General features: G+C 45.6%; 20 protein-coding genes. 7 read left to right on the top strand and 13 right to left on the bottom strand.

Annotated elements, in window-relative coordinates; all coding sequences use genetic code 11:
- Positions 1-651 precede the first annotated feature (651 nt).
- Entirely contained in the window at positions 652-1,539 is an 888-nt protein-coding gene (locus AB3N00_RS02760) for an NAD-dependent epimerase/dehydratase family protein (protein WP_413033191.1), read from the top strand.
- A gap of 415 nt (positions 1,540-1,954) precedes the next feature.
- On the opposite strand, the gene AB3N00_RS02755 is transcribed toward AB3N00_RS02760, so the two are convergent.
- Complete coding sequence (locus AB3N00_RS02755) at positions 1,955-2,656, bottom strand: LysR family transcriptional regulator (protein WP_413035284.1); 702 nt, start codon at positions 2,654-2,656, stop codon at positions 1,955-1,957.
- Positions 2,548-2,862 carry a helix-turn-helix domain-containing protein gene (locus tag AB3N00_RS02750; protein WP_413033190.1) on the bottom strand — a complete coding sequence of 105 codons (315 nt, stop codon included), beginning with the start codon at positions 2,860-2,862 and terminating at the stop codon, positions 2,548-2,550. Before AB3N00_RS02750 ends, AB3N00_RS02755 begins: the two co-directional genes overlap by 109 nt.
- A 161-nt stretch (positions 2,863-3,023) precedes the next feature.
- On the opposite strand from AB3N00_RS02750, the gene AB3N00_RS02745 reads away from it, so the two are divergent.
- From AB3N00_RS02745 to AB3N00_RS02735, 3 genes are all read left to right on the top strand, one after another.
- A complete protein-coding gene (locus tag AB3N00_RS02745; protein WP_413033189.1) occupies positions 3,024-3,854 on the top strand; it encodes an SDR family NAD(P)-dependent oxidoreductase in 831 nt (276 codons plus the stop codon).
- Between the two features lie 671 nt (positions 3,855-4,525).
- Positions 4,526-4,948 carry a MerR family transcriptional regulator gene (locus tag AB3N00_RS02740; RefSeq protein ID WP_413033188.1) on the top strand — a complete coding sequence of 141 codons (423 nt, stop codon included), beginning with the start codon at positions 4,526-4,528 and terminating at the stop codon, positions 4,946-4,948.
- A gap of 16 nt (positions 4,949-4,964) precedes the next feature.
- The gene (locus tag AB3N00_RS02735) at positions 4,965-5,936 is read left to right on the top strand and encodes an aldo/keto reductase (RefSeq protein WP_413033187.1); all 972 of its coding nucleotides are present in this window, start codon (positions 4,965-4,967) and stop codon (positions 5,934-5,936) included.
- 578 nt (positions 5,937-6,514) lie between these two features.
- Here AB3N00_RS02735 and AB3N00_RS02730 read toward each other — a convergent pair.
- The 7 genes from AB3N00_RS02730 to AB3N00_RS02700 form a co-directional block, all read right to left on the bottom strand.
- Positions 6,515-7,300 (bottom strand): copper amine oxidase N-terminal domain-containing protein, encoded by a 786-nt coding sequence (locus AB3N00_RS02730; RefSeq protein ID WP_413033186.1) that lies wholly within the window; start codon positions 7,298-7,300, stop codon positions 6,515-6,517.
- Between the two features lie 150 nt (positions 7,301-7,450).
- Positions 7,451-8,875 (bottom strand): leucine-rich repeat protein, encoded by a 1,425-nt coding sequence (locus AB3N00_RS02725; protein WP_413033185.1) that lies wholly within the window; start codon positions 8,873-8,875, stop codon positions 7,451-7,453.
- 530 nt (positions 8,876-9,405) lie between these two features.
- Complete coding sequence (locus AB3N00_RS02720; protein ID WP_413035176.1) at positions 9,406-10,638, bottom strand: serine hydrolase domain-containing protein; 1,233 nt, start codon at positions 10,636-10,638, stop codon at positions 9,406-9,408.
- A 128-nt stretch (positions 10,639-10,766) separates the two neighbouring features.
- Positions 10,767-11,885, bottom strand: coding sequence for a DUF418 domain-containing protein (locus tag AB3N00_RS02715; protein ID WP_413033184.1), 1,119 nt, complete (start codon positions 11,883-11,885; stop codon positions 10,767-10,769).
- A gap of 461 nt (positions 11,886-12,346) precedes the next feature.
- Positions 12,347-12,937, bottom strand: coding sequence for a TetR/AcrR family transcriptional regulator (locus tag AB3N00_RS02710; protein WP_413033183.1), 591 nt, complete (start codon positions 12,935-12,937; stop codon positions 12,347-12,349).
- Positions 12,938-13,094: 157 nt separating this feature from the next.
- Positions 13,095-13,319, bottom strand: coding sequence for a hypothetical protein (locus AB3N00_RS02705; protein WP_413033182.1), 225 nt, complete (start codon positions 13,317-13,319; stop codon positions 13,095-13,097).
- Between the two features lie 102 nt (positions 13,320-13,421).
- The gene (locus tag AB3N00_RS02700; RefSeq protein WP_413033181.1) at positions 13,422-14,264 is read right to left on the bottom strand and encodes a helix-turn-helix domain-containing protein; all 843 of its coding nucleotides are present in this window, start codon (positions 14,262-14,264) and stop codon (positions 13,422-13,424) included.
- Between the two features lie 116 nt (positions 14,265-14,380).
- Between AB3N00_RS02700 and AB3N00_RS02695 the strand changes: the two genes are divergently transcribed.
- The gene (locus tag AB3N00_RS02695; RefSeq protein ID WP_413033180.1) at positions 14,381-16,366 is read left to right on the top strand and encodes a beta-galactosidase; all 1,986 of its coding nucleotides are present in this window, start codon (positions 14,381-14,383) and stop codon (positions 16,364-16,366) included.
- A 373-nt stretch (positions 16,367-16,739) separates the two neighbouring features.
- Here AB3N00_RS02695 and AB3N00_RS02690 read toward each other — a convergent pair whose 3' ends face one another.
- The 3 genes from AB3N00_RS02690 to AB3N00_RS02680 form a co-directional block, all read right to left on the bottom strand.
- Complete coding sequence (locus AB3N00_RS02690) at positions 16,740-17,456, bottom strand: hypothetical protein (RefSeq protein WP_413033179.1); 717 nt, start codon at positions 17,454-17,456, stop codon at positions 16,740-16,742.
- 114 nt (positions 17,457-17,570) lie between these two features.
- The gene (locus tag AB3N00_RS02685; RefSeq protein ID WP_413033178.1) at positions 17,571-18,923 is read right to left on the bottom strand and encodes a sensor histidine kinase; all 1,353 of its coding nucleotides are present in this window, start codon (positions 18,921-18,923) and stop codon (positions 17,571-17,573) included.
- Positions 18,924-18,994: 71 nt separating this feature from the next.
- Positions 18,995-19,702 (bottom strand): response regulator transcription factor, encoded by a 708-nt coding sequence (locus AB3N00_RS02680; RefSeq protein ID WP_413033177.1) that lies wholly within the window; start codon positions 19,700-19,702, stop codon positions 18,995-18,997.
- A gap of 156 nt (positions 19,703-19,858) precedes the next feature.
- Here AB3N00_RS02680 and AB3N00_RS02675 point away from each other — a divergent pair, with 156 nt between their 5' ends.
- A complete protein-coding gene (locus tag AB3N00_RS02675) occupies positions 19,859-20,116 on the top strand; it encodes a GlsB/YeaQ/YmgE family stress response membrane protein (RefSeq protein WP_062323324.1) in 258 nt (85 codons plus the stop codon).
- A gap of 192 nt (positions 20,117-20,308) precedes the next feature.
- Here AB3N00_RS02675 and AB3N00_RS02670 read toward each other — a convergent pair whose 3' ends face one another.
- Positions 20,309-20,605 (bottom strand): hypothetical protein, encoded by a 297-nt coding sequence (locus AB3N00_RS02670; RefSeq protein WP_413033176.1) that lies wholly within the window; start codon positions 20,603-20,605, stop codon positions 20,309-20,311.
- A 734-nt stretch (positions 20,606-21,339) separates the two neighbouring features.
- On the opposite strand from AB3N00_RS02670, the gene AB3N00_RS02665 reads away from it, so the two are divergent.
- Complete coding sequence (locus AB3N00_RS02665; RefSeq protein WP_413033175.1) at positions 21,340-22,896, top strand: BCCT family transporter; 1,557 nt, start codon at positions 21,340-21,342, stop codon at positions 22,894-22,896.
- Positions 22,897-23,115 lie beyond the last annotated feature (219 nt).

The following is a 23,115-nucleotide window of genomic DNA, read 5'->3' as shown; positions in this document are numbered from 1 at the left end:
CGATCACGTTGGTCGGCTGCTTTCTTGGTTTTATGGAGCTATCGTTTCCCGTTAGTTCAATATCCTTTACTGCTAGGAGATCAGCAATTACTTCATTTTTTCAAAAGGAAACCGAAGTAGAAATTTATTAAAATAATATGCAGAAGATATCCTAATGTTGATCGCTTCATCGGCCGAGCTGAGATAATTGCGGAACGAAAAACCGGATGCTCGTTGTTAAAAACATTTAGCACGAGAACGACAAAAAGCTAACAAAGAGATTGCGAACAGCTTTGAATAATTGTTTTTAAAATTTTGAATTATTTAACCGCACAAGTTTAAGATTGCAATGGTTTATGTCGGTTTAGGCGAGCCAGGTACTTGACATATGTAATCCGTAGCCCTAAAATGAGCTAAGTCAGTCGATTATGGACTCGATGAGTCGATAATCGGAGCGCAAATGAATTATTCTTAACTCGACTATGCACTTCGTGTCCATGCGATCAAAGGAGCTGGTTCTTTGTATGAATGCAAGCTGAATCACGCACTTTTTTTTCGCTCTATTATAGATATAAAAGGTCTATATTATCGCATTATTAATTTAAGTATAGGAGGCAATGACAGATCGTATCACTTTACTTTTAAGAACCTAGATTAGGGAGATGACGAACGATGAAAATATTTATGACAGGCGTTACCGGATATATTGGAAGTTCTGTGGCTAAAGTATTGCTCGATGCAGGGCATTCTATCTATGGTCTGACCCGGAGTACCAGCCAAATAAACGAGCTGAAAGAGCTTGGAGTGGAGCCTGTCGTGGGCACACTTGGAGATACGGAAATACTGGCTGATTACGCAAAACGGAGCGATGGAGTGATTCATACAGCTGACGTTGCTCACCGCAAGGCTATTGAGACGTTTATTAGCGCTTTGCGCGGTACAGGAAAGCCGTTGATTCACACATCCGGTTCAGGCAACGTTGGGGATGATGCCAAGGGCGAATTCCAGAGCGAGCAAATCTATAACGAAGAAACACCTGTTACAAGGGACTTGGAATCGATTCGAGTCAATGAGCTGGTGCGTAAAGCAGGGGTCGATCAAGGAGTGCGAGGCATTGTAATCGTACCTTCCATGGTATATGGAACGTCTCTCGGACTTCCAAGAGACAGCATTCAGCTTCCAATGATTGTACAGAAATCGAAAGAAATGAAGGCCGGAGTCTATATTGGCAAAGGTCTTAACAGATGGTCGAACGTCCATATTCGTGACTTGGCCCAATTGTATCTTCTTGCGCTAGACAAAGCGCCATCCTCCTCTTACTTTTTCGCAGAAAATGGCGAGGAATCGTTCCGTGATCTAAGCCGTTACGTGAGTGAGGCGCTTGGATATGGGGGACGCACGATGAGCTGGTCTCTGGAAGAAGCGGTTGCTGAATTTGGCCTTCTGGCTCAATATACACTTGCGACGAATTGCCGAATTCGCTCTGTGCATGCTCGAAACTTGCTTGGCTGGAAGCCTGAAGCCGAATCCGTGCAAACTTGGCTTGCCAATAGCTTTTGAAGATTGCGATGTTGATCAGGGAGGTAGAAGGAAGATGACCGGAGACTGAGGCCGAAATATATGATGTTGCGATTGTTGGCGGTGGCCCTGCTGGACTGAACGCCGCCTTAGTGCTGGCTCACATTCTTGTCTAAAACCTATTTCACGAAAGCTAACTTTGTTGTAATTCTAATACTGTGTAGAATAGCAGCTCGGAATAAAACTTTATTTTTGCGACAACTGACGATTTGCCATTAAGCCAACCCGCCCGTTAGTTGAAAAAAGCAGCCGATCACATTGATCAGCTGCTTTTGTTTTTTATTGATCTATATTTCTCAGTTAGTTGAACTTACTTTGTGCCTCCCTACTCACTAACGCCAAATTTATCTTGGTTAACCTTTGACGAAAACAGTCTTTTACACAGTAAGCCTCGACATCACTCAACCTTAGGTAAAACATTACCATACATTTCTTTTATAATTTCTAAGAATTGACCAACTTCCTTGGATGGATGTAATGGATATATTAAACCATATGGAACTGCGAAATCTAAATCACTAGGGATCGTCACCAAGGATGGATGAATATCTGCCCACGCCTCCAATGTTAACATCACCGTATTACTTTCCTCGCAGCGATTAAACACATCAAGATCATAGAGACGCGGAACATCCTTAATTTGTATTTGAGGATGTTTCATTTTCAGGAAATCACGTATGTCATGAATGACGGCACTATTCCCACCATTCACTACAGCCAATCTTTCCCCATACAAATCTTTGACAAAAAGTGTTTTTCTTGAAGCCAGCCTATGTTGCCGAGATACGGCAAAGCAAACGCGGTAACTCCCCAGTTCAAGCATACGGTAGTAATCCTTCAAGTTATCTGTAAGAAATGGCCCCGCAATGATATCGAGCGATTGGCCAATCATGCGGTAAGTGGTTGGGAGTGTATGTGCGTCATCCTCGAAATGAACGATGTTTATTCCGAATTGAGGGTATAGGTCGCTAATCCCATTCCACAAATCAATCAAAACCTTGTAGGGGTTAAGCATAGAAGTACCCACCCGAACAACATGCCGATTGGCCTGTGCGGAGTGATGCATGCGAATAAGAGATTCTTGAAAATACTGCAGCATATGTTTCGCATCTTTGATAAAAACTGTTCCTGCCTTTGTGAGGCTAACACCGTGGTTGGTACGGATAAAAGTGGGACTCCGGCTTGCTTTTCCAACAAATTCATTTGTTTCATCACAGCGGTTGAGGAAATAAAAAGCTTTTCGGCTGCCTTAGAAAAGCTTCCGGACTCAACCACTTGAACAAACGTCTTCAGTTGCTCAATCATTCAGGCAGGCTCCCCCTTTTGCATAAACCATAAGTTAATACCATGCTAACTTATTTGAAATTCCGTATCAACCTGCTAAGCCGTAACATTATAGAAGAACGAAAGAGAAAACAGAAGCTTTAAAACTACTACACACAGGAACTGTATTGGAGGAGAATACTATGGAAAACAAAGTCTGGTTCATTACAGGAGCCTCTCGCGGATTAGGGCGCATTTGGGCGGAGGCCGCACTCTCTCGCGGGGATAAGGTTGCCGCCACCGCTCGAACACCCGAAAACATCGCCGAACTTAAGGAACGTTTTGGAGACGCTGTTCTCCCCCTAGCGCTCGATGTAACAGATTCCCAGCAGGTCGAGCATGTCGTTCAGCAGGCTCATGCGCATTTCGGCAGGCTGGACGTCATCCTAAACAATGCCGGTTACACACTGGTTGGCACGACTGAGGAGGCTGAGGAATCCGACGTCCGCGAACTATTTGACGCCAATTACTTTGGTACGCTTCGTGTCATCCAAGCTGCCCTGCCTCTGCTTCGACTACAGGGCAGCGGGCACATTCTCGGCGTCTCAAGTGCCATGGGGATTGTTGCGACGCCGCTCATCGGCTTCTATTGCGCGTCCAAATGGGCAGTCGAAGCATTGCACGATAGCCTCGCTCAAGAGGTTAAAAGCTTCGGAATTAAGGTCACGTTGCTCGAGCCGGGCGCCTTTGCAACTGACTTTGGAAGCCCCCTGTCCATGAAGACATCACAGGGATTGGAAGTCTACGCTGAACTTCGAAATCAGGTGTCCGTTCGTTTATCAACAGAAGAACGAGGCGATCCGAATGCGACGGCCGAAGCGATTCTTCAAATCATAGACGCCGAGAACCCACCTCTGCGGTTTGCGGTCGGCTCAGGGGTCTTGCCTTTGGTGCGCGGAGTCTATGCCGATCGTTTAGCCACTTGGGAAACATGGGAAGCTGTTTCGAACGGAGCGCAAGGAGCGCCGATATGACACCGTTAGATTTGGAATTAGCAAAAGGTAAAGAAACAGGGGGCAGCTGCCAACAATGCAGTCTGTCCCTTGTTTTTTGCAATGCTTCCAACTGAGCCGATACGTAGACTTCAATTCAACTCTTCTGCCCGTTAGTTGAATAAAGGCAGCTGATCATGTTGATCGGCTCCCTCCTTTGGGTTTATTGTGCTAACGTTTCCCGTTAGTTAAATGAAACTGTCACTTTTTCGAAAGTGGTTTCCAGTTATCATCACGCCATCCTTAACGTACCCGCAAGCTTATTATGGATGCTTTTATCAACTTATCCATGAAGAAAGATTTTAAAGGTATCACCATTAAGGATATTACAGCCGTCGCTGTCAAAAGAAAATAAAGTTCTAGACTGAAAAAAGTGTTAGACTAGGCAAATAAAGTTTCAGACTGAGAAAATAAACGATATTAGAACGAACATTGTGCGTATTTTAACGCCGAAGGTTCCTCTATTATAGCTCCAGTTTTCACAGCCCTCCCTGAATAGGGTCAATGATGAGCATTATAATGATAACCAGTAGTTCATACGTTAACAGCTGTCTCCCAAAATAATGCTTGCCTTAAAGTGTACTTTAAGATTTAGGATGAGGAAGAACCAGCCGATTCCGTCTGAAAATAACCGATAAGGAGCGATCCGGCCAATGGCATTCACGATCAAAGAAGCTTCAGAGCGGCTTGGTTGCCCGGCTCATACGATTCGTTTTTACGAGAAGGAGGGATTGCTCCCTTACATTAAGAGAGATAAGAACGGGAATCGACTGTTCGAACAAGATCACCTAGATTGGATCCGGCTGATGACATGTTTCCGGGCGACAGGGATGAAGCTGTCGCTGCTGAAGGAGATGGTGGATCTTGCGCTCGATGGTGATTCCACGATTCCACAGCGCAAAGCGATCTTGAACCAGTACAAGGAAGAATTATTTCGCCGCCAGAATGAATTGGCCGAAGCGCTCGACGCCGTCAATAACAAACTGTCGATATACGAAGACATCGAGAAAGGGAGAATCCCTTCCGAGAGCCAGTTGTTAATCAAGATGGAGGAGTCAGAGCGACAACAAACATAGAATGAGGGATTAACAAATGCAGCAAAGAATTTTGGGCAATAGCAATATCCTCGTCTCTTCGATCGGACTGGGAATTATGGGAATGTCTCCAGGCATTTACGGGGAGACTAACGACGAACAGTCGATCCAAACGATCCATCGCGCTTTGGACATAGGCGTCACGATGTTCGATACCGCGGACGTGTACGGGAACGGACATAATGAAAAGCTGCTCGGCCGTGCTCTTCAAGGGCGCCGCGAGCAAGCCATTATCGCCACCAAGTTCTCGTACACCCCAAATTACGAGAGCATCAGTGGCCATCCTGATTACGTTAAGAAAGTAGTGGAGGATAGCCTTCGCCGTTTGGATACGGATTACATCGATCTATACTACCAACACCGCGTCGATCCGCAAATCCCGATAGAGGAGACGGTAGGAGCGGTGGCAGACTTGGTCAAGGCAGGCAAAGTTCGGGCGCTCGGCCTGTCCGAGGCTTCCGCTTCCACGATTCGCCGCGCTCATGCCGTGTATCCGATCTCCGTGCTAGAGAGTGAGTATTCGCTCTGGAGCCGTGACATCGAAGAGGAGATACTCCCTACCGTAAGAGAGCTTGGGATTACCCATGTGGCCTACAGTCCACTGAGCAGGGGCTTTATCTCGGGCGAGCTTCGCACTTTCGAGGATCTGGCCGCCGACGACCTTCGCAGATGGATGCCGCGGTTCCAAGGAGACAACTTCAGGAAGAACATTGAGGTTGTCGACAAGATTAAGGAGATCGCGATGGAGAAGAACTGTACACCATCCCAATTGGCCATTGCCTGGACGATTGCCAACGGGGCGCTGCCTATCCCGGGTACGAAGCGTATCAAGTACTTGGAGGAAAATGCGGCCGCGGCTGATATCCTTCTCATGAAGGAGGATCTCGAACGAATCGATCAGGTCAGCCCCAAGAATGTCGTTCACGGCACGCGTTATATGAAAGAACAGATGACGCTGCTCGACGGCTAGACTATAAACAGAAGAAGCAATGGTCCACGGGTTCCGTGGACCATTTGCAATTGGATATTGTCTCAGGGGGGCGGCAGCCATGAACGCTCGTTTTACAGATTAACTTTATCAAATTCCAGGCACCTCGTAGTTGGATATTATATTTTTCCCAAAATGAGGAGTTGAATACGGTGTTGAACTGTCCTGCCCGTTAGCTTAATGAACGAACTAGGAAAAGAGCCGATTAGTTATATGCCTAATCGGTAATCCGACCATGTTTCTTGTCCGTATACAACTGCCGTTGGACAAGAACTTTGACATGGAATGAGGTTGTTTTTTGTCTCGCATTAACCTGACCGTCATTTAAAACTGTAGTACCCTCATTCAATGACCAAACTTTATTCGCGCAACAGTTTCATCCATCATTTTTGTTAAATTCACAACAGATCCTAGCCATTTGTTCTTTTCCATGGCTTAGACACATATTTGTACCGGTTAGCTAAACAAAAAACAACCGATTTACACGGATCGGTTGTTTTTGAATCTCTTCTGTTTGATAACACTACAATGGTTTAATCAAAGTCCTCCTCTTATCCATATTATGGATCGATAATTTGCCTGCCCACATTCACATCATCAACCTTCCATTGGTTATCAACGAATGTGTAGAATACATAACGATTAATAAGCTCAATTTGGATAGAGTTAGTATCAAAGTAGGCCGATTGGTGCATTCTTCCTGATGTGGTACCGTTGTAGATAATATTGGCTGTTTTTGTTAGGATGGCGTTATTTTGAATCCCTTTGCTACGAATAATCTTGTTAATAAAAGTGTCTGTAAAATAAGGTTTGAAATGTTCTCGAATTTGCGAATAGCTAGAGAGATCAGTGGCTTCATTTATCTTCTTATTCAGAACGTTTATTCTCTCCTGAGTCATCCTCCATGGCTTTAGCGGCTCTGTATGGATATAGATTTGTTCGAGACCGAGCGTAATGGTTGTTTTCCGTTCTTGTTGGGACCACAGCGCTGTTCCGCCAAAGGCTTCAGCAAAAACGCGTGCTGGCACATAAGTTGTCCCGTTATCCATTCTTACAGGCATATCAATGTTGATCGCAGTGTTGTTAACCAAGGCAGTGCGAGAATTAACACGTAGCAAAAGCTCTCGCTCTCCGCGAGTAATGGTAATGCTTGCTTTATCTTGGTTCCAGGTCACTTTTGAATGGAAGTGTTCTGAAACAGCACGTATAGGAATCAACATTCGCCCATTTTCAATTTTCCCATTATCGATTCTATTCGAGACACTATCTGCGAAGCTAATCGCTGCATTACCCATGAGTAAAGTACACACTAATGAAAATGTTAGTGCTACGTTTATTTTTTTCATAGATGACTCCTCTCACCGTTCTATTCTATCTTTGAGACCCGTTAGAAAAAAGCGGTAACCCCATCTCTTCACAATTAACCAAATATTACGTTCATAAGACAAAACCCTCCGGCAATATATACAGGAGGGTTTTGGCCGTAAGTAGTGAAGCTATTTTTGTTCAAATACGATCACTGTTTTTGGATTCGCCATGTATTCTACGGGGGACCCCAGAAACTCGGATATGAAACGCACAGGCACAAACGAACTATTCTTCTTCAAAAGTAAAGGCGCATCCAATGAAACGGATTTTCCATTCACACTAGCCGTTTTCGAGTTCATTTTCATACGAATCGTTGTGTTATCTTTGCTGATGGTTACCTCTTTTTTGCTTTGGTTCCATTCCACCTTCGAACCCAATCGTTCTGATACAAATCGAATTGGGACATAGGTTCGGCTTGATTCAATAAACGGTGCTACGCTAAGTGCAAAGGATCTCTCTCCTACGTAAGCCGTTTTACTCCCTATTACTAATCGCTGGGCTTTCAGTTGGGAAAAGGTGGATCCATCTCCACCGAGCTTGTTGAGAAGTTGATATGTTTTGGTCGTATTTCTTAAATCCAAGTAGTTACCGCTCAATTGCAACGAGTATCTTATCGCTCCCGTGTCATAATGAGGAGGATTGAACGTATGATTTCGAATGGGATCCAAATTCCATACACGGTTATCTTCTAAATATAAATTATGAAGTTCGCTTAGGGATTTCAACGGCTCAAGATTGTAAACTAGATTTGAGTTTAGATTCAAGGATGACAGGTTAGACATTTTTTTCAGTGGATCCAGCTTCTTGATCTGATTGTTTTCTGCTGATAGAGATTCCATTAGCGTCATCCCTTCAAGCGCACTGAGATCCGAGATTCCATTGTTTCCGATATCAAGACTCCTTAAACTTTTGGATAGCGACTTTAGTGGACTCAGGTCCGAAATTTGATTGCTCGCTAGCTCCAAATTCTTTAGCTTGGTCAATCCGCTCAAGGGCTGAATATTCGTTATCTGGTTCCCGTTCATTTGTAGCCATGTTAATTCTGTGGCCGTCGATAATGCTTTAATGTTCGAGATTTGATTATCGTTCGCTTCGAAGGTATGCAGACGACCAAGCTGCATGATGACATCAATCGATGAAATTTGGTTCCGGTTTACGATCAACATTTCCATATCCGTCAAGGCAGACAAATCCTGAATTGAAGTGATCTGATTGCCCGTAATATCAAGTTCGCGAATCTTAGCCAATGGCTTAAGTGGCATAATATCTTTAATTTCATTTCTGGACAGGTCAAGATATGTCAAATTTGAAGCATGCTGCAAGCCTTCAATGCTTTCAATTCCTCGATTTGATAGATCAACCAAGGTTAATGACTCCATATCTTGCTGCGTAATGGCTGCAGTGTTCTCTTTTTTTAGTATTTGTTTTAAGGCTTGCTCCAACTGCTCGTCCTGAAAACGAACTTCCTGAGATGCCTGCTCCATGGATGCCTGTTCTGGTAAGACGAACAAAAATATCAAAACTAATACTATTCCTGATAATACCTTATACATTTCGTTCCTATCTCTCCCTCTTCTATGTTGTCTAGAGATAGTGACGCTCGTAACCGATAAAAGTTGCTATCCACCTTTCTCTATTCGCCTAAAAATTCAACAAATTTAAGACTGGCTACTCTTTTACCGATCAATTACTTTTTTCGATCCTGATCTGTCGGATTCATCGTGTCGGCTCGGACCTACTTGACCTAGTCAATATCCAAAACAATCAATTTCATTCAATATTGATTACTTGCTTCGGTGTGCAAAACTTCACGTTATCTTGATAAGATAGTAAACAAAAAAAAGCCGCATAAAATGCGACTTTCAAAGTATCCTGTTCTTGTCGTCTGAAGATCAATGTTTGGCGTGCACGCCACAGATAAAGGCAAGTATTTGCTTCGTTTCGATGAAAGTCAAATTTAGATGAATGTACAACTTGATGATGAAGGATATTTCGTTGAGAAATTTGAGGAAGATATATTACATATTAAAAATTAAAATAAATGATTTTGCTAAAGTGTGGGAGCTGCATGTTGGGCTCGGTGTTAGTCTTCGATGATTGCCTGATAGACCATGGTCCAGAAGTCGTGAATAAGATGCGCAGAATCCGGGGTGGACATCCCGACCTGGGTGAGCATAATCCCTGTGAGTTGTTTATCCGGGTCGGCGTAAGCCGAGGTGCCGGTCCCGCCGTCCCAACCGAACTGACCGATGGAAGCATAGTCGCCGCGGTAGGTGGGTACTGCCATACCGAAGCCCCAGCCGCCGTGCTGCCCTTGGCCATGCGATAAATGGACGTTGTTTTTGGCCAAGTCCTCTCGGAATGCTTGTTGCTCAGGCGTGAGACGGTTAGTTGTCATCAGCTGGATGGCTGGTCGGGACAGGATCCGTTCGGTCCCATGCATTCCTTGGTTCAGCAGCATCTGTAAATATGCATGATAGTCGTCAACAGTTGAGAGCAGCCCACCGCCGCCTGCTTGGAACTTGGGAGGTTTACTGTAGCGTCCGCCTTCGGCCTCGTCCCATACGATAAACTCTCCAGTCTGAGGATCGGGGATGTAAGCGGGTGGCAGCCGGTCAATCTTGTTCTGGGGCACATAGAAGCCGGTGTCCTTCATCCCCAGGGGATCAAGGATGCGTTCGCGCAGGAACGTCTCGAATGTCTGACCCGTGACCCTGGCAACGAGTACGCCGAGCACTTCGTTACTCATGTGGTATTGCCACCGTTCTCCGGGCTGGTAGCAGAGTGGGAGTGTACCCAGACGGCGCATCCACTCATCCGGCCCGGGCATCTCCTGCCCTGGCGTGTCAAATAATCCATTCTCGAAGATCGCGTTTATAACCGGAGAACCCATTAACGTCATATCCACTCCAAGCCCAAACGTAGAGGTCAACAAGTCCCTGACAGTAATTGGCCGCCGTGCCGGCACGGTTTCTTCCAGCGGGCCATCTGGCCGTTTCAGCACCTGTCGGTTGGCGAGTTCAGGCAGCCATGGGTCTACTGGGTCGTCCAGATGCAGTTTGCACTCGTCGAGCAGTACCATCACCGGCGCGGCCGTAACTATCTTGGACGTGGACGCCATCCGGAAGATCGTGTCCCGAATCATCGGCACGCCATTGTCATGGCGCATCGTGCCGATCGCCTCGACGTGCGTCTCACCGTTCCGGCTGATTAGGGCGACGAACCCAGGAATCTTCCCAGACTCGACATGCCTTGATAGCACGTCGCGCAATCTTTTCAGCCCTGTTACGGAGAAGCCTCTGCTGCTTTGTTCCATCTTCGTTTTCATTTCGTTTCCCTCCCTTTACTTTTAATTAGTCCTATTGTTTCAAACTACAAATTCTCTCTCGGATTAACGCTAAGCTCCTGACGTCGCCTCCTCATAGAATATGCTGATCCGATTCGTCATCTTCTATCTGATACTTTCCGTTGCCGATAGATGAGTCTTCTTAGGAAAGCATCGACAGGGCCGTTCCATCCCCGTTTTTCTAGCCAGATAGCGAGGCAGACACTTGAGAACCAGATCAACACTGCAATTGCAAACACTCCAGCGCCATCAAGCACACCTCCCAGTCCCAGAGCGACCGGCGAGAGCAAGAGGACAAGCAGCGCTTCCTGGTAGATGTAAAACGTAAGCGATCGTTTGCCAACTGACGCGAGCGCTTCCGTCACCCTCGGAGCCGTATGGCGGGCTGATATGCTGAACAACGCAATAAGAGCCGTATATCCTAATCCGCCTGCAATGCCGGTGATGATATGGACGATTACAAACCAACTGATCAATTCAGGTTCCGGATTCCACATATTCGCACCAGTCAAAGCATAAGGAAGTGCGCCAATCAGCGATATGCCGATTCCTCCGATTGTGATTCGTTTCAACTGGGGACGGAAGCGCTCAGGGTTATCCAGCCACCGTTTGTGGGCAGACCAGACTCCTAAGATAATAATTAGCAGCATCGGATAAAGCAGCAGATTAATCAGAATCATAATCGGAAATGCAATTACATGTTCCGAGACTAGAAGTAGATAAGTGTGGGAAGGAGTTAACCCGATGTCCAGCTCTTCTCCCGTCAAAATCGGATATACCGATACCCAGGCAGTCGGAATAATAGCCATGTATACTGCACCAATTACGATCATAGCCCTACGCTGCATCCTCACCGGCTTAAACAACATCCATCCGAGAATAAGACCGGAAATGCCATATACGGCGAGGATGTCTGCTCCTCCAATTAAGACAAGATGTATAAACCCACAAACGATCAACAACCACGAACGACGACGTAACAAGCGCTTCACTTCCGTTACAGGTACGCCCTTATCCTTTTGGCGTGCTACCATAGAAGCCAGTCCGTAACCAAACAAGGATGCAAACATCGGATAAGCACGGTTATCCACGAACAACAGGCCAACCAAATTCACGAAGTCATCAAGCCAATGCTCTCCCAGTGGACGAGTCAGCATAAATGTCTTCGCCGTAAACAAATATATTGGTGCGTGAGCAATGACGATCAACAGCAACATAAATCCGCGTCCTACATCAGGGGCAAGCGATCTTTCCTTTTTTGATATTGGGTTTAGACCCGTCAGTATGCTCTTTCCTGCTTTTTTCAATACACCCAAGCACCTCACTTTTAAATTTATTGATTGACTCAATCAGTCAATAAATATGGTAAATTGGGTTCCAATTTTTGTCAACAAAAAAATATCCCTAGCTGTTTTATGATCTGATCTGTGAGCCTGATGCTCTGTTGATAACCAGGAGCTTATCACGAAATATATATGAAATGGGATACACGTTACCAAAAAGATCTACCGAGAGGAGGGAAAAGATCTATTTCTATAAAAAACACCCTTTCGCTTTCCTCACGTTTGGAAAGCAAAAAGGCTCAGTTCGTTTACAAACAGGATATGTAGATTGGTGGGGAGCATATTAGGAGTTTTGTAAAAGATAGGAGATTGATTCACTTTACTAGCGAAATCCTTTATTTTTGAATAACTCTGAGCAGCATACGTATATTCCAATCCAAATTTTGATGAAGCCAGCCCACATCGTCAGCGATCAATCCGGACAATATCGTCAGATAGAGATTGGCGAGCATTTCAGGTTCTTCTTTAACGATTTCATCACGACTCTGCCCTTCAATAAGGATGGGGACTAGCAACATTACATATTTCTCACTCGTCTGGCTGATCAGTTTCCTTGTCTCTTCATCAAGATCCGGATATTTCATACAGCTTTGAATCATTCGAAATACGTCATGACTTCCTGCTGTGATGGCAGAACGGGTGAAGTGCGCTATTTTCTCCAACGGTTTCGCTGACGAAGATCGAACCTCCTCGATCAACGTCTCAGCACCTTCCATTGCCCAGAGCAGGCTTGTTGTAAGCAATTCTTCTTTGGACTCGAAATAATGGTACATAAGACCGTGGCTTAAATCAGCAGCCTTGGCGATCATGCTCATCTTCGTGCCCTCTATCCCATACTCCGCAAACACTCTTAGCGCTGCTTTTAAGATTTGATTCTTACGTGCTTCCCGAATATGTTTGGATTGCTCTTCCTTGTATCGTGCCATTATTTGAGACCTCTTTTTTGGATACAGTATAGCACATTCAAAATGGCTAGACAGCCCCTGGTTATTCACGAAGGAATCGGTTCCCCCCTATTTCTTCTATAATCATGGGCAGAATTGTACTAACCTCCCGTTAGCGAAATCCCGTAATGCCCTGTATTTACTGGATGAAAGGATTGTCTTGTGACGGAGTTAACCCGACAAACTCCTCATTATCTACAGGTTTTAAACTAATTAGCTCTTCTCCAAATTGCTTGTTAAGCTCTTCGACTTCACTGTCCGTTAGTTCTGCCTGCACAACAATTTTTCCAATATCAGATTCGTAATAAATTCTTTGTTTTTTCCCTGACACATTGTAATCAACATGGTCTGCTATTGATTTCAATAATGCCTGCAACTCACTTGAAGTATATAGAGAAATCTAAAATTATAAAGATCAGTAAAATAGATTGAGTTGCGCCCACCGTGCACAAACTAGCATAATATGTCACGACTTCTGATAGCTGCGGCGGAAGGCACCCGGTGTAAGTCGTTCCAGCTTCTTGAAGATTGCTCCATAATAGCTGGGTGATTCGAAGCCGACTTGACGTGCAATATCCTCCATCCCGCGCTGCACATTGTCGAGCAGCAATTCCTTGCTCTTGTTGACCCTTACCTGATTAACATAGCTGATGGGACGAATGCCTGTCGTTTTCTTGAACAAATGACAGAAATATTCCGGTGTGACACAGATTAGTCCAGCCAGCGCTGGCAAAGTAATCTCTTCAGCATAATGCTGTTCAATATAGTCCAGAACCGGTTTTAATCGCTCGTACTGCTGCCCGACGGTATCGTTTCCCTCCACAGATACGCGCTGAATAATCTCTGTCAATAAGCTATAGAGGATGGCCGAGCAGGCGTAATTGCTTAATGTTTGCTCTTGTGGTGTTAAGGCAGCTTGCAGCAACTCCCGCATTCGGGATAGAAGGTATTCAGGCGATGCAAGCGTGTATACGCATGTGTCGACAATACCAACGGTTTCAAACAAGCTGGCTGACCCACTGCCATCGAAAATGATCCAGTCGACTTCCCAGCTCTCGGATAGCGCATAATATTCGTGCTTCTGTCCAGGGAATAACAGCATGCCCATGCCTGGCTTGACGATATGTTCCGTTTCACTTAGCTTGAGCTTGCCCACTCCGCTGCGGCATTGTATCCACTGATAATCCTGAATGCCTTGGTCCCGGCATATGTGCTCCTGTTCATGATGCAAGCCGATGCCAAGCAAATAAAAAGGAAGCAGCTTATCCCGGGCAGATAATACTGGGAAATTGCGATTGGGAAGAGGCATGCGACTAACTCTCCTATTATCTTAATATTGTTATATCATATTAATTATTTAAGATATTCACACCAATTAATATAGCATATAATCGCAATATATTGATGAATAAAGGAGATCTCAGGATGACAATTAAGATAGGAATTGATTATTATCCAGAGCAATGGACCCCGGAGTTATGGGAGAAAGATGCCCTACTTATGCAAGAGACAGGGGTTGCTGTTGTGCGAATGGCGGAGTTCGCCTGGAGCCGAATGGAACCGACTGAGGGTAAATATCAGTTTGAATGGTTGGATACGGCTATAGATGTATTCGCTTCGCGCGGCATTGAAATTGTGTTATGCACCCCCACCAATACCCCGCCGAACTGGATGACAACCCGTTATCCGGATGTACTGCCCATGGATGAGCAGCGCCACATCGTCCGGCCAGGTGTGCGTGGACATCGTTGCAACAACAGCTCTTCCTTGAGAAAGCTGGGCTCCAAATTTGTGGAAGCGATGTCACAGCGCTATGGTAAGCATCCTGCCGTCATTGGCTGGCAAATCGATAACGAGATGCACTACCAGGAGTGCCATTGTGATACATGTAATCGTGCATTTGTCGCTTGGCTGCAGAAGCGTTATTCCAATCTGGAGGAGTTGAACCGGGAGTGGGGTACGGTCGTCTGGAGCGGTGAGTACAGCAGCTGGGCTGAGGTAACAACACCGCTCGGTACCAGCAAACCGATGAATCCTTCCTATCTGCTGGAGTACAAGCGGTTTTGTTCCGACAGCGTGGGCCATCTGCTGGGATGGCAGCTTGAGATTTTACGCCGTAACTGTCCAGATCAATTTGTGACGCATAACATGTGGCAATATCCGAATAGCCTGGACTATTATGATATGCACAACGAATTGGACTTCGTCTCTGTCGATTATTATCCGAATGAGCTGTATCGAGATTATGGCGATCAGTTTCCGAGAAACGGTGCGCTTACGCTGGACTTGGTTCGCGGCATCAAACGCCGGAATTTCTGGGTAATGGAACAGCTCAGCGGAGCACAGGGTGCCTGGATGCCGATTCAGCGCACCCCCTATCCTGGACTGATCCGAGCTCGTTCCTGGCAGACAATCGCCCGAGGTGCCGACATGGTCGTCCATTTCCGCTGGCGGAGTGCAACCGTCGGAGCCGAACAATTCTGGCATGGGCTGATCGACCACAGCAATGTTCCTGGACGCAGGTTCAGGGAGTTCGCGGAGCTTACTCGCGAGGTGAACCAGTTAGGAGAACTGCTGGCCGACTCGACCATTGTTACCCAGGTTGCAATTCTGCATTCGCATGATCAGCATACGGCGCTTTCCCTTCAGCCGCAGGCGGAAGGAGGAATGCACTATATAGACAACTTGTCCTCTATGCATAATGCATTTCTGAAAATGGGCATCGGTACGGACGTTATCAACTGGACCGAGGAACTCGACGGGTACAAGCTGGTCATTGTCCCTTCTCTCTTCCTGTTAAGTGAAGAAGTAGCACAACGACTGGAGCGATTCGCAGCTAAAGGGGGGACGGTTGTCCTCACCAATCGGACTGGCGTGAAGAACATGAGGAATGTATGTGAGATGCTGCCTCTGCCGGGGCTACTGGCGGAAGCGGCGGGTGTTGTCGTAAGTGAATATGATGCAATCGGCAACAGTGAGCATCGGATACGGAACGCAGAGGGCAAGACATTCGCTGCGAAGCAATGGTGTGATCTACTGGAACTGCGAGGTGCAGAGCCGATCGCCTGGTATGACAACGACTTTTACGAGGGTGTGCCGGCGGTTACTGTCAATAAGCTTGGTGAAGGTGAAGTATATTATGTCGGCACTTGGCCGGAGCCATCGTATTTCTATCAGCTGTTTGAAAACATATTGAAGGAAAAGGAATTGGCGCCCAAAATCCAGCTGCCGGAAGGTGTTGAGCTGTCGATTCGAACGAAGGGGGAGCAAAGCTTCCTATTCCTGATCAATTTGACGAATGAGCAACGAGAGATTACGCTGGACGTTCCTTATCGCAGCTTGTTGACCAGCGAGAGATTGGAACAGAAGTTGACTCTTCCAGCTCTAGGAGTAGATATACTAACTGTATAAGATCAGCAGCTTTTCATATTTAAGAAGGGATGTTCACAAGGCTTACGACCTTGAGGGACATCCTTATTTCACTAACATTATTTTACTGTCTATCCACTATGAACAGATAACTTCCCGATTGAATTCCGATTATTGCATATGGACTACCATGCTGTTGCACATCATCATAATCGATTGGAATTCCCCTAAGCTGCCTATTGAAGTTTTTTAACTACATCGCTCCTTGTTTAGATACACATCTAAACGTCAATCGGCACAGGTTCTTGTCCTTCGACATGTCCAGCGACAATAAACGAGAAAATACCTGCCCCTCTCCAGGGCAGGTATTAAAGGTGAATCGTATGAATGGCTTACCAACATCGATCACAAAATATTAGTCCAGAAGGCTGTAGATCTGAATGCTCTCCACCTTGGCATCCTTGATATGAAACGACATCACATCCACATAATTGGATGGCTCGTAACGGTAGTCATCCTCCTCATTAGGGGCTCCATCACCAAGCAGTTTCCCCTCAGGGTAGGCGTTTTTGAGTGTATCCAGGCTATCTCCTGCTTTAATGTTTCGCACTGTCGCGTACTTAGGATCTGTAATTTCGATATGAAAGATGGAGTCTTGTTTCCCCTCCGGTATACTGATTGTTTTAATCTCCAGACCAGGATACGTATAAACCTTTTCTGTAAAACCGATTAACGTATCCATGTTTGTTCCATCGTCGGCACTGTACGTATGAGATTTCAGGTTATCCGGTTTGCCCAGCATCTGTTCCATTTGATCTTCATTCGCTGTATCCGAAATCGCAATGGTGTGCTCATTATAGACAAAAGCAAGCTCTTTCAGCGCCACATTGCCTTCCTTCTCCATCGAACCTTCCTTAATAGCTTCAGTACTCTGTCCTTCCGAATTTTCTGAAGCAGGCGCAGTAGAATTTGATGCTCCTTCGCCTTTGGCCTGTTCGTCGGGCGTGTTTTTTTCAGCCGAGTTCTGCGGCGCTTCTGGCGACTTGGCACCATTGGACTGACAGCCCGTCAGTGCCATCGTTAGTAAAATACTCAGCAGGATAACAGATGTAGCTTTGTTTATCCATTTCATCATGATCCCTCCATAAATGTGTGATTTCTTCTTATGAAGTGATTATAAAAAAAGCATTTGTTAGTCTCATAACAGAATTGTATCAATCTTGTAACGTTAACTATTTACGCGTGTTTAAGCACGGGGTAACACAATCGTAACGGTCGTTCCTTCCCCGATTTGACTTTCCATGTCGATATATCCATTAAACCGCTCTACAATCTCTTTGCAAATAGAAAGTCCAAGACCTGAACCGTTCGCTGTGCTTGCATTTTTCGCCCGGTAAAAGCGTTCCTGCACTCTCTCCAGCTCATCGCCCGCGATACCGATACCTTGATCACGTATCCGTATAACTACCTCGCTTGGCGTATGTTCCAACTTCAATTCGATTAGTGATGTACTGCCTGAATATTTGATGGCATTGTCCACAAGGTTGGCGATCGCATGGGACATCAGCATTGGATTCACGTTGGCGTGGACTCTCGTCAGAAGCTTATCCTCCGGTTCCGCTTCCGCCTCCCTGAACATAATCTCGATTCCTTTATCTTTGGCCTTGGCACCCATACTCGTTGCGACTTGCTGAATCAGTTCATTCATTTCCGTCTTCCGGGCTTCCAGTTCGTTAGAACCAGCCTTGTCGAATCGGGATAGCAACAACAGTTCATTAATCAAGCGCGTCAGCCGATCCGATTCCTGCAGCAGATGAGCATAGATTTTTTGCAGCTCCTTGTTCTCGTTCTCCCCTTCAACCAAGTATTGAGAGAAACCACGAATGGCTGCCAATGGTGTTTTTAACTCGTGAGATACGTTGGAGACAAATTGTTTCTGGTACTGAATGTAATCATGAAGCTGCCGCCCCATGGAATCCAGCCCATCTGCCAGCATGCCCAACTCATCCTTCCGGTTGAGATGAACTCTCCGAAACTCCTGTCTAGAGAAACTTTGCGCAGCGCCAAGCAACAGCTTAATCGGCTTGGTTGTGTTGCGGGCAATCCACAGACTGGATAACGTAATCAGTACAATAAATCCGCCTGCACCCGCAAACAGGATATAACGGATTTGATCCATAATCGCATAAAAGTAGGAAATGTCCTCCACGAATTCATACACATAAGCGTTTTGGTAGTATTGATCCTGAATGGGAGTGGAAAAATAAAGCAGATGATCTTCCGTTACGGTGTAGGCATAACTGCCGCTCAGGGCTTTCTCAATATTCTTTTCAAAAATTAGCGGTTTGCCATCATTAATGATGATGCCATTCACAGCCAAGCCCAGCAGCTGCTTGGAGCTATCATAGATACGTACTTCCTTGCCTGAAGCTTTCAGCTTCTCCAGAGCAAGTCTGACGATTTCTTTTGTCTGCGGCTCTCCTGTCGATGATCTATGCTGTGCCAACACCTCACGGAAGGACAACTCGGACAGATCCGCCTTCTCCATCATCTGTTTTTCAATGGTAATGAAGCTGTAGTAATCGATGGCTTTATTCACCGCAAAAATGATGATGCCAAAGGACAGCACGGAGAAAAATAAATAATTCAGCAGTAACCGGGTTGCATACTTCAGGCCTCGCCACCTCCAAGTTGATAGCCAAATCCATAGATCGTCCTGACATACTTCGGTTCGTCCGCGTTATCCTCCAGCTTCTTCCGTAATCGCATGATGGTCATATCCACACTGCGACTGTCTCCCATAAAGTCATATCCCCATCCGATCTGCAGCAGCTCATCCCGGGTAAAGATTTTGTCTGGCCTTTTGAGTAACGTTTCCAGAATTTTAAACTCTTTGGCCGTTAAAGACACGGGTACACCGTTTTTCAGCACCCTTCGGCTTTCCAGATCAAATGTCAGCTCTTCATGAATGATGCGTGTAGATTTCACTTCTGTTCCTTCACTTGATTCCTCCTTACTCTCGTTTCTTCTCAGAATCACCTTGATCCGAGCGAGCAATTCACGATTGTCAAAGGGTTTGGTCATGTAATCTTCCGCCCCTAGCTCTAGTCCGAGCACCTTGTCGATTACCTCATTTTTGGCAGAGAGCATGATCACAGGAACGGCTCGTTTCCCGGTGATTTCCTTGCACAGGTCATATCCGGAGCAGTCAGGCAGCATCAAGTCAAGCACCACCAGGTCCGGCCCAAAAGCATCCAGCAGCTGCAGGGCTATTTTGCCGTTTTCAGCCGTTTGAACGTCGTAGTTTTCTCTTCTCAGTACGAGCTCAATTAAATCTCTGATTGCGACTTCATCGTCAATGACAAGTATCTTCTTCAATGTGGTGCACCCCTTCTAGCCTTGTTCCCTAGCTTGAATCATAATTACCCCCATCTTAGCACAGACACTTTAGATTCCTCCACCAACTGGAAGTTGAGGTATATTCCACTGAGCCCAACATAACTTGTAATAAACTCGAAGAAAGGAGAACAATCCATGGATCTGCTCTGGGTACTCATTGTTGGTGGACTTATTGGCTGGTTAAGCGGCAACTTGATTGGCCGGGACGTACCGGGCGGTGTACTTGGGAACATTATTGCGGGTTTTATCGGTTCCTGGTTAGGAACGGAATTGCTGGGACCAAGGGGGCCGGTGGTTGGCGGATTTCATATTATTCCAGCCATCGTTGGCTCGATTATTGCCCTGCTCATCTTCTTCGCTCTGGCACGCGGCGGAGCCTTCCGAAGACGTTAACCAAGAGAGGCGGAAACCGATACCGTCGTTCATTAGATATTTTAATAAAGATGCTGCCAGGGCATAAAGGTACAGGATAAACATAAAAGGACCGAAAGCATTCATCGATGGAAGATGAACACTTACGGTCCTTTTTTTATTTTTGTACTGATTTCATCCATTCTTTCAGTGCCTTATCGAGATATCTGTTCCCTAATTCGTCCAAAGTTCTTTAACCTGCTCTACCAGATTATTAAGTGTATTTCCATCTGTTTGTTTCGTAAAACTCTTCCTCTCTTCACTTTCCCCTTGATAAGCTGATAAAACATAATTCTCATCAACAACTGAATCTGACATTTCGAGAATTTGATCGAAAGGAACGTCTATGGTTTGTGCTGGACTAGGATTTCCTTGAGAAAGTGGGTACTCTTTGCGGAGTTCTGCTATTCTTTCATCAGAAAGACTTGAGGCGATTTGTTTATCACTAGAGCAACCCAAAACGACTAACACTAAGCTGAACAATAGTATTGTTAATGGGATTTTTTTAACGTTTTCTCCTCCATTTCCGTATTTATTATTAATGTCATTTAGATCGTGTTGTCTAGGACATAATAACCTTCATATTTACCACAGGTTCGCATAATTGATTCTACACTTGTAGGATAATAATTAGCATTAGGATGACCGAGACTTAAGACATGCCCAATTTCATGAACGATAGTAGCAACTTTGTTAAACACAACGGCAATCTTTTCAGATTAACGGCTTCAAAAACTCAATTTTTTTTAAATATGTCTCGACTGTTTTTTGGAGGATCTTATGTTGTGGTCTAAATCCAATAAAGATAATACTTCCTTTATAAGCTCTTGTCCCATTCCTCATCCTCCCTATTATAGCTAATATAGATTGAGTCATCTCGAGATATATTCAACACATATTATGAACCTATCCTTCCCTCTAGTTGAACAAAAACAGCCGATCACATTGATCGGCCGCTTTCTTGGTATTATTGAGCTATCGTTTCCCATTAAATAGTACGAGTTAGATGAGATTATACATTATCTCAGATTAACAAGCGATGTTGGCAATATATTATTCTGATAAGATCAAAACAAACCGACGAGTGTTTCATTACACGGCGATTTGTTTTATTTTATCAACAGCTGGCTTTTTGAAATATTACAAGCTGGACTAGCGCATATTAAGGAACAGTTGGCTGAAGCTTACATAACGGAGGTCTCTTCATGGTATTTACAATCACAATTATCATCGTTGCACTGTTTGCAATATGGGGAGCCGTCGCTCCTGATCAGCTGGCGGATGTGGCTAACGTCGCCTACAACTTCTCTATTCAGAATTTTGGCTGGTTTTATTTGCTAGCGACACTGTTCTTCCTGATCTTCGCTTTCTATCTGGCGTTCAGCCGATTTGGCGGTATCAGGCTGGGGGATGACGATGATGAACCGGAATATTCTACGATTTCCTGGCTGTCCATGCTGTTTAGCGCTGGTATGGGCATTGGACTGGTTTTCTGGGGAGTGGCTGAACCGCTGTCCCACTATTTATCTGCACCGGAGGGGGCGGTACCCGAAACAACGCAAGCAGCAAGACTTTCAATGCGGTATTCCTTTTTCCACTGGGGGCTTCATCCTTGGGCTATCTATACCGTCATCGGCTTGGCGCTCGCTTACTTCCAGTTCCGGAAAGGCTACAAAGGGTTGATCAGTTCCACCTTTATTCCTCTGATAGGTGAGCGTCTTGCGGCAGGCTTGCTTGGTAAGGTCATTGATATTCTGGCGGTCATTGCCACCATCTTCGGTGTTGCAACCTCCCTTGGATTGGGTGCGCTTCAGATCGGTGGGGGTCTGAATTACTTATTCGGTATTCCTAACTCGACGATGTCCCAGATTGTCATTATCTCAATTGTAACCGTACTGTTTTTGATCTCGGCAACCACCGGTCTGGATAAAGGTATTAAGATTCTGAGCAACACCAACCTCATTATAGCTGTGCTATTGATGGCGTTTGTATTGGTGACTGGACCGACTTCTTTTATATTTGACACATTCACGACAACCTTGGGCAGTTACCTGCAGAATATTATTAACATGAGTTTGAGACTGACGCCGTTTTCAAGAGAAACCTGGATTGGAGCATGGACGTTATTTTATTGGGCATGGTGGATCGCATGGGCTCCCTTTGTTGGCACTTTTATCGCAAGGGTATCCAGAGGAAGAACCATAAAGGAATTTGTAATTTACGTCATGGTTATTCCAAGCCTGTTCGGATTTATCTGGTTCTCAGTCTTCGGCGGAACAGGACTTCACCTCGAATTGTTCAATGCTGCCCATCTGGCGGAGGCCGTCAAAGAAGATACGACAACCGCTTTATTCCTTACGCTGGAGCAGCTGCCTTTGGGTACGATCATAGCATTCATCGCTACACTCCTGATTATGACCTTCTTTATTACGTCGGCTGATTCTGCTACCTTTGTGCTGGGCATGCTGTCTTCAGATGGCAAGCTGGACCCGAGTACAAGAGTGAAATTAACCTGGGGAATTATGCAGTCCGCCATCGCGGTAGTACTGCTGATCAGCGGGGGGTTGAACGGCCTCCAGACAGCATCCATTGTGGCCGCACTGCCGTTCGCTGTTGTTCTTATCGGTATGTGTGTCTCCCTGCTCAAGGCTCTGCAGGCTGAGGACAGAGAGCGCCGTCAGAAGGAAAAACGGCAGCGCCAAAAGCTTAAACGACTGCTGGAGGAACAAGAAATATCTCGTAATGAAATTCCCGGCAGGTAATGTATACTTGATCCCTATAGAAATGGTACCTGCCTTATGGCGGGTGCCTTTTTATATCTTGTCCCTCGACATCATCCGTTAAAACAAACAAAAGCCCGCGAAGGACCGCGAAGGACGTGGGCCTTTAATTACTTCATGGTATTATGTTTCACAGCCTGAGGATCGAATTAATGGCCTGTTGGTGCCTGAGTCATCATATCGTTAACCTGGGTTACAAAG

It is taken from the genome of Paenibacillus xylanilyticus, from assembly GCF_047246825.1.
Taxonomy (GTDB): Bacteria; Bacillota; Bacilli; order Paenibacillales; family Paenibacillaceae; genus Paenibacillus; species Paenibacillus xylanilyticus_B.
The sequence above is the reverse complement of the archived record's forward strand: the minus strand, read 5'-3'. Positions and strand labels throughout refer to the sequence as shown.